Here is a 13,019-nt window from a genome sequence, read left to right as displayed (position 1 = left end):
AACCAAAGGAGGGGTTATATTGTTGTAGTAATCAGAATACAACCTAAATTTCTCCTTTCGGTTAATTTCCGGGAAGTTCCGGTTAAATCAAGTTAATGTGTTAGGAGTGTTAATTAGGCTGTGTTAATTTTGTTGCTATGAAGAAGTCAACAATTTGGATATTAGGTATTATAATGGGGCTTTCTTTCCTCAGTTTGCTGTATTTGCAGGTCAGCTACATAGAGGAAATGATGAAGACCCGGAAAGAAGGGTTCGATGCGGCAGTACGCAATAGCTTGGATCAGGTATCTAAGGATGTGGAATATGCGGAAACGCAACGATGGTTGATTGAAGACGTCTCCGAAGCCGAGAGAAAAGCGTTGATGGAGAACAGTGCTTCATTGCGGCAGAACGGCTTGGTTCAGCAGACGCAACGGTTTACCATGAAGTCTAAAGACGGAAAGGTATATACGGATTTTGAATTGAAGGTGATGACTACCAAACCGTCCGAACTTCCGAAAGCGATGATTTCTCCTTATAGGGGAACGAAAACGATTCCGGAAACCTCGCGCTCGCTTATCGAAGCTATCAAAAACCGATATATGTACCAGCGCGAGTTGCTCAACGAAGTGGTTTGGCAGATGATTTATCGGGCAAGCGACAAGTCGATTGGCGAAAGAGTACGGTTTGGCGACTTGAACGGTTATCTGAAATCGAACCTATATAATAATGGTATAGACTTGCCTTTTCACTTTTCGGTGATTGACAAAGACGGACGGGAAGTCTATCGTTGTGCGGATTACGACGGAAAGGGAAGTGACGAATTCTATCAGCAGGCGTTGTTCAAGAACGACCCCCCTGCAAAGATGAGTGTATTGAAGGTGCATTTCCCGGGAAGAAGAGATTATCTCTTCGACTCAATCAGCTTCATGATTCCGTCGCTGATATTTACAATCGTGTTGTTGGTGACATTCATCTTTACAATTTATATCGTATTCCGTCAGAAGAAACTGACAGAGATGAAGAATGACTTCATCAACAATATGACGCACGAGTTTAAAACGCCGATATCCACCATTTCGTTGGCGGCGCAAATGCTGAAAGACCCCGCGGTAGGAAAATCCCCGCAGATGTTTCAGCATATATCGGGAGTTATAAACGATGAAACCAAGCGATTGCGCTTCCAGGTGGAAAAAGTACTCCAGATGTCGATGTTCGACCGTCAGAAAGCAACGCTGAAGATGAAAGAGATTGAAGCGAACGAACTGATAGCAGGAGTTATCAATACCTTCACCCTCAAAGTGGAGAGATACAATGGTAAGATAACATCGAACCTTGAAGCCGTCGATCCTGTTATATTTGCAGATGAGATGCATATAACGAATGTAATCTTTAATCTGATGGACAACGCGGTGAAATACAAGAAACCGGAGGAAGACTTGGAACTGAAAGTGAGAACATGGAATGAATCAGGCAAACTGATGATTTCGATACAGGACAACGGTATCGGAATCAAGAAGGAAAACCTGAAAAAGATATTTGAAAAGTTCTATCGTGTGCATACGGGTAATCTGCACGATGTGAAGGGCTTTGGACTGGGATTGGCTTATGTGAAGAAAATTATCACCGACCATAAGGGAACCATCCGGGCGGAAAGCGACCTGAACGTGGGAACTAAATTTATTATAGCATTACCTTTATTAAAAAATAATTGATATGGACGAGAAACTGCGTATTTTATTGTGCGAGGATGATGAGAATCTTGGCATGCTTTTAAGAGAATATTTACAGGCAAAAGGTTATTCTGCCGAGTTGTATCCCGACGGCGAAGCCGGTTATAAGGCTTTCTTGAAGAATAAATATGATTTGTGCGTATTTGACGTGATGATGCCTAAGAAAGATGGTTTCACGCTGGCACAGGATGTCCGTGCGGCGAATGCTGAAATACCTATTATCTTCCTGACGGCAAAAACGCTGAAAGAAGATATTCTCGAAGGATTTAAGATTGGTGCGGATGATTATATCACCAAACCGTTCAGTATGGAAGAACTGACGTTCAGAATTGAAGCAATCCTGAGACGTGTCCGCGGAAAGAAAAACAAAGAAAGCAACTCTTACAAGATTGGTAAGTTTACTTTCGATACCCAAAAACAAATCTTGGCTGCGGATGGCAAGCAGACCAAACTGACTACCAAAGAATCCGAATTGCTCGGCTTGCTTTGCGCTCACGCCAATGAGATTCTGCAACGTGATTTCGCGCTTAAGACTATTTGGATTGACGATAATTATTTCAACGCCCGCAGCATGGATGTGTATATCACCAAGTTGCGTAAGCATCTGAAAGAAGACGATTCTATCGAGATTATCAACATCCACGGAAAAGGTTATAAACTGATTACGCCGGACGTTGAGTCTTAATGTGAGGTTGTAGCCCGGTAACCGCAATAAAAAATCCCGGAAACATTCGTTTTCGGGATTTTTTATTGATTTCTACGAAATTAATCAGCGATTTTCTTATTGATAACGATATAAGAAATGAGTCCCAGTATTACCAATACTACCGAAGTACCCAGAATGGCATTGTTGTTTACATTGCCTGTAAAGGAACAACCCAGCAGGATAACGACTCCAACCAAGATTAAAATCAATCCCAAGTTCTTTAATAAGCCTTTCATGTGTGTGTATTTTAATAGATTATTATATTCCAGTCACAAATTAAAGCATAATTCTTTAACGGGCGAAATTATTTGAATAAAAAATCCACTATGGCGGTACTATTTAGTGGATTTTAGGATTTAAAGGGCTGTTTCTCTATCTAATCCTTCGTATTGAAGAATACCTTTTTCAATACTTCCTGTCCGATGCTCAGTTCTTCAAGTGTGATACCTTGAAGGGCTTCTTTCAATGTCTGCCCTGTGATGACACGTGCTTTTTCTTCCAGTTCTTTTCCGTCTTTGGTGAGATGTATCAGGTTGGTGCGGCGGTCTTTTTTGTCAGAGATGCGTACAACGAGATGTTGCCGTTCCATATTGTCAATCAAACGGGTCATACTGGGTTTATCTTTAAAAGTTGCATTGCACAACTCTTGTTGGGTCACTCCGTCCTTTTCCCATAAGAAAATGAGTACTGTCCATTGCTCCGGACTGATTTCCAAACCATTCTGTCGGAAGTTACGGTACAGTTTACGGTTGATTGCCGCTGAAACTTTACCATTCAATATGGCGAAAATAAGCCGGATGTCGAAATTAAATTGCTCTATCATGAAATTATTGTTTAAACAACTTTGCAAAGTTAAGCCACTTCACGGATAATTCCTACATTCGGATACAAAAAAAGATTAAATATTTGTAGTTCAAAATAAAATGCCTACCTTTGCACTCGCAATTAAAAATCAAAGATTTATTTATTTAATTAAACGAAAGTATGAATCAATACGAAACCGTTTTCATTTTAACTCCCGTTTTATCTGATGTTCAGATGAAGGAAGCGGTAGAAAAATTCAAAGGTATTCTTCAAGCTGAAGGTGCTGAGATTATCAATGAAGAAAACTGGGGACTGAAGAAATTGGCTTATCCCATTCAGAAGAAGTCTACAGGTTTCTATCAACTGATTGAGTTCAATGCAGAACCTACTGTAATTGACAAGTTGGAAATAAACTTCCGTCGTGACGAACGCGTAATCCGTTTCTTGACTTTCAAGATGGATAAGTATGCTGCTGAATACGCTGCGAAGAGAAGAAGTGTTAAATCAAACAAAAAGGAGGATTAATCATGGCACAACAAGTTCAATCGGAAATCAGATATTTAACTCCGCCGTCAGTAGACGTTAAGAAGAAAAAATATTGCCGTTTCAAAAAAAGCGGTATTCGTTACATCGACTACAAAGATCCTGAATTCTTGAAGAAATTCTTGAACGAACAGGGAAAAATCCTTCCGCGTCGTATCACAGGTACTTCTTTGAAGTTCCAACGTCGTATTGCGCAGGCTGTGAAGAGAGCTCGTCACTTGGCATTACTGCCTTATGTAACTGACATGATGAAATAAGAAGGAGGAAAAGTATGGAAATTATTTTAAAAGAAGACGTAGTAAACTTGGGTTATAAGAACGATATCGTAAACGTAAAATCCGGATACGGTCGTAACTATCTTATCCCGACTGGAAAAGCTGTCATCGCTTCTCCTTCTGCAAAGAAAATGTTGGCCGAAGAACTGAAACAACGTGCTCACAAACTTGAGAAAATCAAGAAAGACGCTGAAGTTGCTGCTGCTAAGTTGGAAGGCGTATCTTTGACTATTGCAACTAAAGTTAGCTCAACCGGTACAATCTTCGGTTCTGTTGGTAACATCCAGATTGCTGAAGCATTGGCAAAACTTGGACACGAAATCGACAGAAAGATCATCGTTGTAAAAGACGCTGTGAAAGAAGTAGGTAGCTACAAAGCTGTAGTTAAACTTCACAAGGAAGTTTCTGTAGAAATTCCTTTCGAGGTAGTTGCTGAATAAGAGCAGATTTACTTCATATACAAAAAGCGATTTGTTCCGAGGAATAAATCGCTTTTTTGTTTTTATCCCCTGTTAATATTATGAAAATCAAGTGTTTTTTGCTGAGAAAGAGATTGTTGCTTCTGTTGGTTGCTTTAGGAATCGGCAGTGCTCTTTATGCGGATAATGAATTGAAGTTGTTGACGGACTCTTTGCATAGGGTTATAGATGGAAAACACATTTTTATTCAGAAGAAAGAAGATAAAATAAGCCGAATAAAGTGTATGTTAAAAGGCGCCGGTCTGACGCTTGAAGGAAAATATGGAATCAATCTTCGGTTGTACGAAGAATATAAAAAGTTTCATATAGATTCGGCTATTCACTATGTGAAAGATAATATTGAAATCTCCCGCAAATTGAACAAGTCTGATTTGACAGTCCAATCCTCCTTGCACTTGAGTCTTTTGTATTCCATGTCCGGCAGATTCAGGGAGGCGGAAATGATATTGAAAGACATAAATTCTTCCACACTTTCCAAAGATTTACGGATTACTTACTATGAAACGTATGCCAGTTTTTGGGATCATTATTCCGTTTCGGCTGCCAATAATACGTATGGACGGCAGCAGGCAGTTTATCAGGATTCGCTGATTGCACTTATGGACCATACTTCCTGGGAGTATAAAATACATCGTGCATCGTATTATATTTGGCGGGATACACTGAAAGCGAAAGAGATGTTTATCGAATTGCTGAATACCGAAGAGGTAGGAACACCTAATTATGCAAGAGCTACCCACCTGTATTCGATTTTATGCAGGGTTCAGAAAAAGTATGATGACGAGAAGAAGTATTTGATACTATCGGCAATAGCCGATACGCGGAATGCTACACGGGAGAATGCGTCTTTGCAGAATCTCGCGCTGATAAACTATGAGGAAAAGAAGTTGGCAGATGCTTTTAAGTTTACACAATCTGCCATTGACGATGTTATTTCTTCGGGTATTCATTTCAGGGCAATCCAAATTTATAAGTTCAATACCATTATTAATACTGCTTATCAGGCGGAGCTGGCACGTTCCAAGTCGAATCTTACCACTTTTCTTATTTCAACGAGTATCATTTTGTTTCTTTTGGTCTTGCTGGTGATATGTATCTATGTTCAAATGAAGAAGATATTGAGAATCAAGCAGGCATTAGCACAAAGTAATAAGGAACTTTTGCGGTTGAACGACAAACTCAACTGCATGAATAGCCAGTTGAATGATACGAATAACCAGTTGTACGAAATCAGTAATGTCAAAGAACATTATATAGCAGAGTTTTTCGATGTATGTTTCAGCTATATCAGCAAGATGGAGAAGTATCAAAATGTGTTGTATAAGTGTGCTATCAATAAGCAATACGAGGAGTTGATTAAAAAATTGAAGTCATCTGTGCTCATTGACGAAGAACTGAATGCGTTGTATGCCCGTTTCGACAAAGTCTTTTTGAGTTTGTATCCTACTTTCGTTGCCGATTTTAATGCGTTGCTGAAAGAGGAAGAGCAGATTGTGTTGAAACAGAATGCACTGTTGAATAGAGAACTTCGCATTTACGCCTTGTTGCGCTTGGGAATTACCGATAGCAATAAGATTGCCAATTTCCTTCGTTGCTCTACGAGTACGGTCTATAACTATCGCACCAAGATGAGGAACAAAGCGGCGGTAGATAGAGACGAGTTTGAGAATGAAATCATGAAAATAAATTCCAATCAAGAGAAATAATAGACCATAATGGGGTGAAAATCCCTTCCATATTATCTACATTTTTGGTAATCCTTTGAAAAGCTAAATATCTGTATAAACGATATTTAGCTTTTATTTTAATCTACATAAAGTTGTTCAAGCCGGATAGCGTGTTGCTTATTTGGTTAGTTTTGCACTGTCGGTTTTCGATAACTCCGTTTGGAGGAAAAGGTCGATAATCGGGTTTGTTTTTTTGTACTTAAATTCTATGTTTTTTATGAACACGCAATTTTCAGTAGACACAAAGGTAAAGGTTGGCATCATCGGTTTCGGTAGAATGGGACGATTCTATTGGGAGGCGATGCGTAAGAGTGGGCGATGGGATATTGCTTATATATGTGATACGAATCCGGAGCTGCGCAGTCTGGCTGAGGAGTTATCTCCGGAGTCGCTTGTGGTAGAAGATAATCAATGTATTTTTGAAGATGCAAGCGTACAGGTAGTCGGATTGTTCACGTTGGCCGATTCGCGGATGGAGCAGATAGCAAAGGCGGTTCGTTACGGCAAGCATATCATTTCGGAAAAACCCGTGGCAGATACCATAGAAAACGAATGGAAAGTGGTGGAGATGACGGAAAATTCAGGGCTTCTTTCTACCGTGAATTTATATTTGCGCAATTCCTGGTATCATAATCTGATGAAGGAGTATATACAGGAGGGAGAAATCGGTGAACTTGCCATTGTGCGGATTTGCCACATGACGCCTGGGTTGGCGCCCGGCGAAGGGCACGAATACGAAGGACCTGCTTTTCATGACTGCGGAATGCATTATGTAGACATCGCCCGCTGGTATGCCGGTTGCGACTACCGGACGTGGAATGCGCAGGGAGTGAATATGTGGAGCTACAAAGACCCGTGGTGGGTACAGTGTCACGGAACCTTTCAGAACGGCGTAGTCTTTGATATTACTCAAGGTTTTGTTTACGGGCAATTATCCAAAGACCAGACACATAATTCCTATGTAGATATTATCGGAACCAAAGGGGTGGTGCGTATGACGCATGACTTCAAGACGGCTGTAGTCGAACTTCACGGTGTGAACCGGACGCTTCGGGTAGAGAAACCTTTCGGCGGGAAAAACATAGACGTGCTGTGTGAACTGTTTGCCGAGTCGCTGCTGACCGGGCAGCGCAATCCCCGCCTGCCGTTGATGCGTGATTCTGTCGTTGCATCAGAGTATGCATGGACATTCCTGCAAGATACACGTACTCACGACTTGCCTGCTATCGGCAGTTTGCATACGCTGGAGCAGATTCGTGAGCGAAGGAAAAATATGAAAAATGGATATGGATTGTTGCACAGTAACCTTCCAAAAATTATTAACTCTTAAATAAATAACATCATGTCAGACATTTCAAGAAGAAAGTTTCTCAAGACGGGGGCTGCCGCTTTGGCAGGTATAACCATTGCTCCCAGTTCTATTTTGGGTATGAGTCACGGTCATGTTTCGCCGACCGATAAACTGAATATCGCTGCTGTGGGTATCGGCGGTATCGGCCATGCCAATATCAGCAAAGTGAAAGCTACTGAAAACCTGGTGGCTCTTTGTGACGTAGACTGGAAATATGCAAAAGGTGTGTTTGATGAATTCCCGAAAGCAAAGAGATATTGGGATTATCGCAAGATGTATGATGAAATGGGTAAATCCATTGACGCCGTGATGATTGCTACTGCCGACCACACGCACGCCATCATCACTGCCGATGCGATGACATTGGGCAAACACGTATTCTGCCAGAAACCTTTGACCCACTCGGTTTATGAATCCCGTTTGCTGACAAAGTTGGCTGCATCCACCGGAGTTGCCACACAGATGGGTAACCAGGGAGCATCTGACGAAGGTACAGACTTGGTTTGCGAATGGATATGGAATGGTGAAATCGGTGAAGTGACCAAAGTGGAATGCGCTACCGACCGTCCTATCTGGCCGCAAGGACTGAATGCTCCTGAGAAAGCAGACCGCATTCCCAGCACACTGAACTGGGATTTGTTTACCGGACCGGCTAAACTGAACCCGTATAACGAGATTTATCATCCCTGGAACTGGCGCGGATGGTGGGACTACGGAACGGGTGCGTTGGGCGATATGGCTTGCCACATTCTGCATCAGCCGTTCCGGGCTTTGAAGTTAGGTTATCCTACGAAGGTGGAAGGTTCTTCTACACTGCTGCTGAGTGCTTGTGCTCCTCAGGCGCAGCACGTGAAGATGATTTTCCCTGCCCGCGACAATATGCCGAAAGTAGCGATGCCCGAAGTAGAGATACATTGGTATGACGGTGGTCTGATGCCCGAACGTCCGAAGGGATTCCCGCAAGGTAGAGAACTGATGCAGAGCGGTGGCGGTCTGACTATTTTCCACGGAACGAAAGACACGCTCATTTGCGGATGCTACGGACAGAACCCGTGGTTGCTTTCCGGACGTAAGCCGAATGCTCCGAAAGTATGCCGCCGTGTGCCCAATGCCATGAATGGCGGTCACGAGATGGACTGGGTGCGTGCTTGTAAAGAGGACAAATCGAGCCGCGTCATGACCAAGTCCGACTTCTCGGAAGCAGGACCGATGAATGAAATGGTGGTAATGGGCGTATTGGCAATCCGCTTGCAGGCCTTGCACAGAACATTGGAATGGGACGGTGCCAATATGTGCTTCACCAACATCGGCGATAATGAAACGATTCGTACTTGTGTGAAAGACGGATTCAAGATTCACGACGGACACCCTACTTTCGACAAGACCTGGACAGAACCGGTCAATGCCAAACAATTTGCCGCCGAACTGGTGAAACATCACTACCGCGAAGGCTGGAGACTGCCCGATATGCCCAGATAATAGAAGAAAAACTTAACCAAATAACAAAAAAAACAGTATCATGAAAAAAGTATTTTATCCTTTAGCTTGTTGCTTAATGGCAGGAGCCTTCACTTCCTGCGGTGGTCAGAAGTCCGGCAGTGAGCCGGCAGCTCAAGAAGTGGCTTTGTCTTACTCCAAATCATTGAAAGCAATGGAAACAGATAGCTTGAATTTACCTATCGATAAGGATGGTTACATCACTATCTTTGACGGCACAACGTTCAACGGATGGCGTGGTTACGGAAAAGACCGCGTTCCTTCGAAATGGACCATCGAGGACGGTTGCATCAAGTTCAACGGTACCGGCGGCGGTGAAGCCCAGGACGGCGATGGCGGCGACTTGATTTTTGCCCATAAGTTTAAGAACTTCGAATTGGAGATGGAATGGAAAGTGTCCAAAGGCGGTAATTCCGGTATTTTCTATCTGGCCCAGGAGGTGACATCAAAGGACAACAACGGCAATGAGGTACTTGAACCGATTTATATTTCCGCACCCGAATACCAGGTATTGGACAATGCCAACCATCCCGATGCGAAACTCGGTAAAGATTGCAACCGTCAGTCTGCTTCTTTGTATGACATGATTCCGGCTGTTCCTCAAAATTCCAAACCCTTCGGCGAGTGGAACAAGGCGAAGATTATGGTTTACAAAGGCACAGTTGTACACGGACAGAACGGTGAAAACGTAGTGGAATATCACTTGTGGACCAAACAATGGACGGAAATGTTGCAGGCAAGCAAGTTCAGCGAAGAGAGATGGCCGTTGGCTTTTGAACTGCTGAACAACTGCGGTGGTGCAAACCATGAAGGATTTATCGGACTGCAAGACCACGGCGACGATGTGTGGTTCCGCAACATTCGCGTGAAAATTTTAGACTAAACACATAAACTAAACGAGAGAAGGCACGAATAACGTCGGACAACACGGTTTTCTGACCCCTTGATTGTTGTTTGACAATCGTGTAGTTCGCGGGATTCGTGCCTGTTTTCTATCCCTGAGTAAACATTATTATTCTAATGATTACCCGCTGTTTTCCCTCTCTGTATGAGGTATTTGCAGCGCATATATATCCTGTTTTCACCGCATATATGTCCAACTTCCACGGCATATATGTCCTGCGTCTACCGCATATATGTCCTACAGCCAGCATATATATGTGCTGTAACAGGCTGATTATGAGAGTGAAATTACTCTGTTTGGCAGATAGGGGAGGAGATAGCGGATAATCATACTATTCTATTTATCATGAAAACTAAAACTTACATATATATTTTGGCTGCCCTGTTCGTATTGCCCATGACTATGGCGGCGCAAACAAAGAAGAAAAATCGAAAAGAAGTAGCTATCCAGCTTTATTCCGTCCGCGATTTGCTGGATAAGGTCGACAACAAAGACGGCAAGTGCGACCCTGCTTATATCGCCCTTCTGAAAAAGTTGGCGAACATGGGATATACCGGTGTCGAAGCCGCCAATTACAATAACGGTAAATTTTACGACCGCACTCCCCGCCAGTTTAAGAAAGACGTTGAATCGGCAGGTTTGCAAGTACTCTCTTCGCATTGCACACGCCAGTTGTCGGCAGAAGAGCTTGCTTCGGGCGATTGTTCCGAATCGCTCGCCTGGTGGGACAAATGCATTGCCGACCATAAGGCGGCGGGAATGAAATACATTGTAGCCCCCTGGATGGATGTGCCCAAAACGTTGAAGGATTTGGCAACTTACTGTGCCTATTACAATGAAATAGGCAAACGCTGTAAGCAACAAGGCTTGCTGTTCGGCTATCATAACCATGCTCATGAGTTTCAGAAAGTGGAAGGGAATGTGATGTATGATTATATGTTGGAACATACGAACCCCGAATATGTATTCTTTCAGATGGATGTTTACTGGGTAGTTCGTGGACAGAACAGTCCGGTCGATTATTTTGCTAAGTATCCGGGACGTTTCAAGATATTCCATATCAAAGACCACAGAGAAATTGGCCAGAGTGGAATGGTAGGTTTCGATGCCATCTTTAATCTTGCGAAGACGGCAGGGGTAAACCATCTTGTTGCTGAAATTGAAAGATATAGCATTCCGGTAGAGGAGAGTGTGGAGGTGAGCCTGGATTATTTGTTGAATGCTCCTTTTGTGAAGAGTTCCTATTTCAAGTAACTGTAAGACAGCTTGCGATAAGGCATAAAAAAAAGTCTGTTCATGCTTTGTGCATGGTCAGACTTTCAATTCTCTCTTGGCTGTTACCGAAATTATTCAGCTACAGTTTCAGTTGCTTCTGCTGCTACGCTATCTGTTGCTGTAGTATCTGCTACTTCTACTGCTTCAACTGCTGCTGCTTCTACTGCTGCGATTGAGTCAGCGATACGGATAGAATCTGCTGTTGCTTTTGCTGCGTCAGCTGCTTTGTTGCCACAAGATGCGAAAGATACTGCTGCGATAGCTACTGCCATCAAAACTAATTTTTTCATTTTCTTTGCTTTTAAAAAACGTAATACAATCAATTGCTTTATTAAAACGGCGCAAAGGTATGTACTTTTTCAATACGTTGTTCTCGAAAAGCCAACTTTTTTTATACTTTTTTGGGTAACTCCCCTCTTTTTCGTCCTTTCTCTATGTTTTAGAACATATCAATCGATAGCAATGCTGTTATACAAATATCTTTTGATGCTTCTTTTCGGAGTTTTTTCAAATTCTGTGGGATAGAGTTGTATCTTGCTGATTCGCTCGTAGGCAGCTACATTCGCATTCAGATTCTTGAGATTCTCATCCATGATGGTTTGCAGGTTGTGCGGGTTGTTCAGTCCGAGTGAATCCAGTGCTTCGTAGTCGGCATAAACGAGTGCTACCAACTTCTTGTTGCGTTCGATAACAATACTTTCGAGTATAAACGGCAGGTTGTTGAGCTTCGCTTCCAACTCTTCCGGGAAGATGTTCTGCCCGCTTGAACTCAGAATCATGGTCTTGAGGCGTCCGCGAATGAAGATATTGCCATTGGCGTCCATCGTTCCGAGGTCGCCGGTACGCAGCCAGCCGTCTGCGGTGAATACCTCTTGTGTGGCTTCGGGATTCTTGTAATACCCTACCATCGTGTTCTCACCGCGTACTTGTATTTCTCCTGTTTCCGCTTCGGGGTTCTCCTTATATATACGGGCTTCCATGATGTCGAGGATTTTGCCCGAAGAACCTAATACAAACTCATTCCACGGAGCATAACTGATGAGCGGTCCGCATTCTGTCATTCCGTAGCCGATGGTAAAAGGGAATTTGATTTTATAGAAAAACTCTTCCACCTCTTTATCCATAGCTGCGCCCCCGATGATAATCTCTTTGAAACGCCCACCCAATGCATCGACCAGCCGCTTGCGTATCTGGTTGTAAATCTGCGTGTCGAGCAAAGGAATATTAAGCGCCCACTTCATCCCCTTCTTGTTGATAAGCGGCTGTATGATATTCTTGTATATTTTCTCAATGACGAGCGGGACGGTGATAATCAGGTTGGGTTTCACCTCCTCAAAAGCCTTCATGATGATTTTGGGCGAAGGAGTTTTTCCAAGCAGGGTGACATGGGTTCCGACGGCCGTTGCTGTCAGAAAGTCGAACGCGCAACCGTAAGCGTGCGCCAATGGAAGGAAAGAAAGCACTTTGTCTCCCTTTTTGAGCAACTCGGTGCGGATACCGAAAGTGACGTTGCCGGCAAGATTGTTCCCCGTCAGCATCACTCCCTTGCTGAAACCGGTAGTGCCGGAGGTATAGTTGAGCAGCATCACCTTGTCGTTAGACAATGTGGTGTACTGCACATCTTCACGGCCGAATCCTTTCGGATAAGAAGCGTGCATTTCCCGGTCGGCGTTTTTTAGGAACTTCTGTATGGTTTCCCCGTCGCGTTGGTAAAGGCATCGGAAGTCGGTCAGTGAGAATGCGCCT

At 43.3% G+C, this 13,019-nt stretch carries 14 protein-coding genes; 10 read left to right on the top strand and 4 right to left on the bottom strand.

Annotation, left to right across the window (positions count from 1 at the left end):
* The first annotated feature begins 137 nt into the window (after positions 1 to 137).
* Both QZ331_RS03310 and QZ331_RS03305 read left to right on the top strand, forming a co-directional pair.
* Positions 138 to 1,694, top strand: a complete 1,557-nt coding sequence (locus QZ331_RS03310) for a HAMP domain-containing sensor histidine kinase (protein ID WP_294628037.1) — start codon at positions 138 to 140, stop codon at positions 1,692 to 1,694.
* 1 nt (position 1,695) lies between these two features.
* On the top strand, positions 1,696 to 2,397 hold the full coding sequence (locus QZ331_RS03305) for a response regulator transcription factor (protein WP_294628036.1): 702 nt from the start codon (positions 1,696 to 1,698) through the stop codon (positions 2,395 to 2,397).
* An 80-nt stretch (positions 2,398 to 2,477) separates the two neighbouring features.
* Here the strand turns inward: QZ331_RS03305 and QZ331_RS03300 are convergent, their stop codons facing one another.
* Positions 2,478 to 2,654, bottom strand: a complete 177-nt coding sequence (locus QZ331_RS03300) for a hypothetical protein (protein WP_294628034.1) — start codon at positions 2,652 to 2,654, stop codon at positions 2,478 to 2,480.
* A 140-nt stretch (positions 2,655 to 2,794) separates the two neighbouring features.
* Entirely contained in the window at positions 2,795 to 3,241 is a 447-nt protein-coding gene (locus QZ331_RS03295; protein WP_294628033.1) for a MarR family transcriptional regulator, read from the bottom strand.
* A gap of 161 nt (positions 3,242 to 3,402) precedes the next feature.
* Between QZ331_RS03295 and rpsF the strand changes: the two genes are divergently transcribed.
* The 8 genes from rpsF to QZ331_RS03255 all read left to right on the top strand — a co-directional run bounded on the left by rpsF (position 3,403) and on the right by QZ331_RS03255 (position 11,252).
* Entirely contained in the window at positions 3,403 to 3,747 is a 345-nt protein-coding gene (gene rpsF, locus QZ331_RS03290; protein WP_024987198.1) for a 30S ribosomal protein S6, read from the top strand.
* Between the two features lie 2 nt (positions 3,748 to 3,749).
* Positions 3,750 to 4,022: a 30S ribosomal protein S18 gene (gene rpsR, locus QZ331_RS03285; RefSeq protein WP_002562536.1), complete on the top strand. Its 273-nt coding sequence runs from the start codon at positions 3,750 to 3,752 to the stop codon at positions 4,020 to 4,022.
* A 14-nt stretch (positions 4,023 to 4,036) separates the two neighbouring features.
* Positions 4,037 to 4,480, top strand: a complete 444-nt coding sequence (rplI, locus tag QZ331_RS03280) for a 50S ribosomal protein L9 (protein ID WP_294628011.1) — start codon at positions 4,037 to 4,039, stop codon at positions 4,478 to 4,480.
* A gap of 80 nt (positions 4,481 to 4,560) precedes the next feature.
* Positions 4,561 to 6,225: a DUF6377 domain-containing protein gene (locus QZ331_RS03275; protein WP_294628009.1), complete on the top strand. Its 1,665-nt coding sequence runs from the start codon at positions 4,561 to 4,563 to the stop codon at positions 6,223 to 6,225.
* Positions 6,226 to 6,463: 238 nt separating this feature from the next.
* Entirely contained in the window at positions 6,464 to 7,576 is a 1,113-nt protein-coding gene (locus QZ331_RS03270; protein WP_294628007.1) for a Gfo/Idh/MocA family oxidoreductase, read from the top strand.
* Positions 7,577 to 7,588: 12 nt separating this feature from the next.
* On the top strand, positions 7,589 to 9,076 hold the full coding sequence (locus tag QZ331_RS03265; RefSeq protein WP_294628005.1) for a Gfo/Idh/MocA family oxidoreductase: 1,488 nt from the start codon (positions 7,589 to 7,591) through the stop codon (positions 9,074 to 9,076).
* Between the two features lie 40 nt (positions 9,077 to 9,116).
* On the top strand, positions 9,117 to 9,977 hold the full coding sequence (locus QZ331_RS03260; protein ID WP_294628003.1) for a DUF1080 domain-containing protein: 861 nt from the start codon (positions 9,117 to 9,119) through the stop codon (positions 9,975 to 9,977).
* A 366-nt stretch (positions 9,978 to 10,343) separates the two neighbouring features.
* Positions 10,344 to 11,252 carry a sugar phosphate isomerase/epimerase gene (locus tag QZ331_RS03255; protein WP_294628001.1) on the top strand — a complete coding sequence of 303 codons (909 nt, stop codon included), beginning with the start codon at positions 10,344 to 10,346 and terminating at the stop codon, positions 11,250 to 11,252.
* 92 nt (positions 11,253 to 11,344) lie between these two features.
* Here QZ331_RS03255 and QZ331_RS03250 read toward each other — a convergent pair whose 3' ends face one another.
* Together QZ331_RS03250 and QZ331_RS03245 are read right to left on the bottom strand one after the other, a co-directional pair.
* Positions 11,345 to 11,563 carry a hypothetical protein gene (locus QZ331_RS03250; RefSeq protein WP_294627999.1) on the bottom strand — a complete coding sequence of 73 codons (219 nt, stop codon included), beginning with the start codon at positions 11,561 to 11,563 and terminating at the stop codon, positions 11,345 to 11,347.
* A gap of 159 nt (positions 11,564 to 11,722) precedes the next feature.
* Positions 11,723 to 13,019: AMP-binding protein (locus tag QZ331_RS03245; protein ID WP_294627998.1), on the bottom strand; the 1,297-nt coding region annotated here is incomplete at its 5' end.

It is taken from the genome of uncultured Bacteroides sp., assembly GCF_910586915.1.
GTDB lineage: Bacteria > Bacteroidota > Bacteroidia > Bacteroidales > Bacteroidaceae > Bacteroides.
This window is presented reverse-complemented; position numbering and strand designations above follow the sequence as displayed.

Excerpts from the sequence above, each read along its gene's own strand:
- QZ331_RS03260 (WP_294628003.1), top strand. The coding sequence starts at position 9,117 with ATGAAAAAAGTATTTTATCCTTTAGCTTGTTGCTTAATGGCAGGAGCC.
- QZ331_RS03265 (WP_294628005.1), top strand. The coding sequence starts at position 7,589 with ATGTCAGACATTTCAAGAAGAAAGTTTCTCAAGACGGGGGCTGCCGCT.
- QZ331_RS03255 (WP_294628001.1), top strand. The coding sequence starts at position 10,344 with ATGAAAACTAAAACTTACATATATATTTTGGCTGCCCTGTTCGTATTG.
- rpsF (WP_024987198.1), top strand. The coding sequence starts at position 3,403 with ATGAATCAATACGAAACCGTTTTCATTTTAACTCCCGTTTTATCTGAT.
- QZ331_RS03275 (WP_294628009.1), top strand. The coding sequence starts at position 4,561 with ATGAAAATCAAGTGTTTTTTGCTGAGAAAGAGATTGTTGCTTCTGTTG.
- rpsR (WP_002562536.1), top strand. The coding sequence starts at position 3,750 with ATGGCACAACAAGTTCAATCGGAAATCAGATATTTAACTCCGCCGTCA.
- QZ331_RS03295 (WP_294628033.1), bottom strand. The coding sequence starts at position 3,241 with ATGATAGAGCAATTTAATTTCGACATCCGGCTTATTTTCGCCATATTG.
- rplI (WP_294628011.1), top strand. The coding sequence starts at position 4,037 with ATGGAAATTATTTTAAAAGAAGACGTAGTAAACTTGGGTTATAAGAAC.
- QZ331_RS03305 (WP_294628036.1), top strand. The coding sequence starts at position 1,696 with ATGGACGAGAAACTGCGTATTTTATTGTGCGAGGATGATGAGAATCTT.
- QZ331_RS03250 (WP_294627999.1), bottom strand. The coding sequence starts at position 11,563 with ATGAAAAAATTAGTTTTGATGGCAGTAGCTATCGCAGCAGTATCTTTC.
- QZ331_RS03300 (WP_294628034.1), bottom strand. The coding sequence starts at position 2,654 with ATGAAAGGCTTATTAAAGAACTTGGGATTGATTTTAATCTTGGTTGGA.
- QZ331_RS03270 (WP_294628007.1), top strand. The coding sequence starts at position 6,464 with ATGAACACGCAATTTTCAGTAGACACAAAGGTAAAGGTTGGCATCATC.
- QZ331_RS03310 (WP_294628037.1), top strand. The coding sequence starts at position 138 with ATGAAGAAGTCAACAATTTGGATATTAGGTATTATAATGGGGCTTTCT.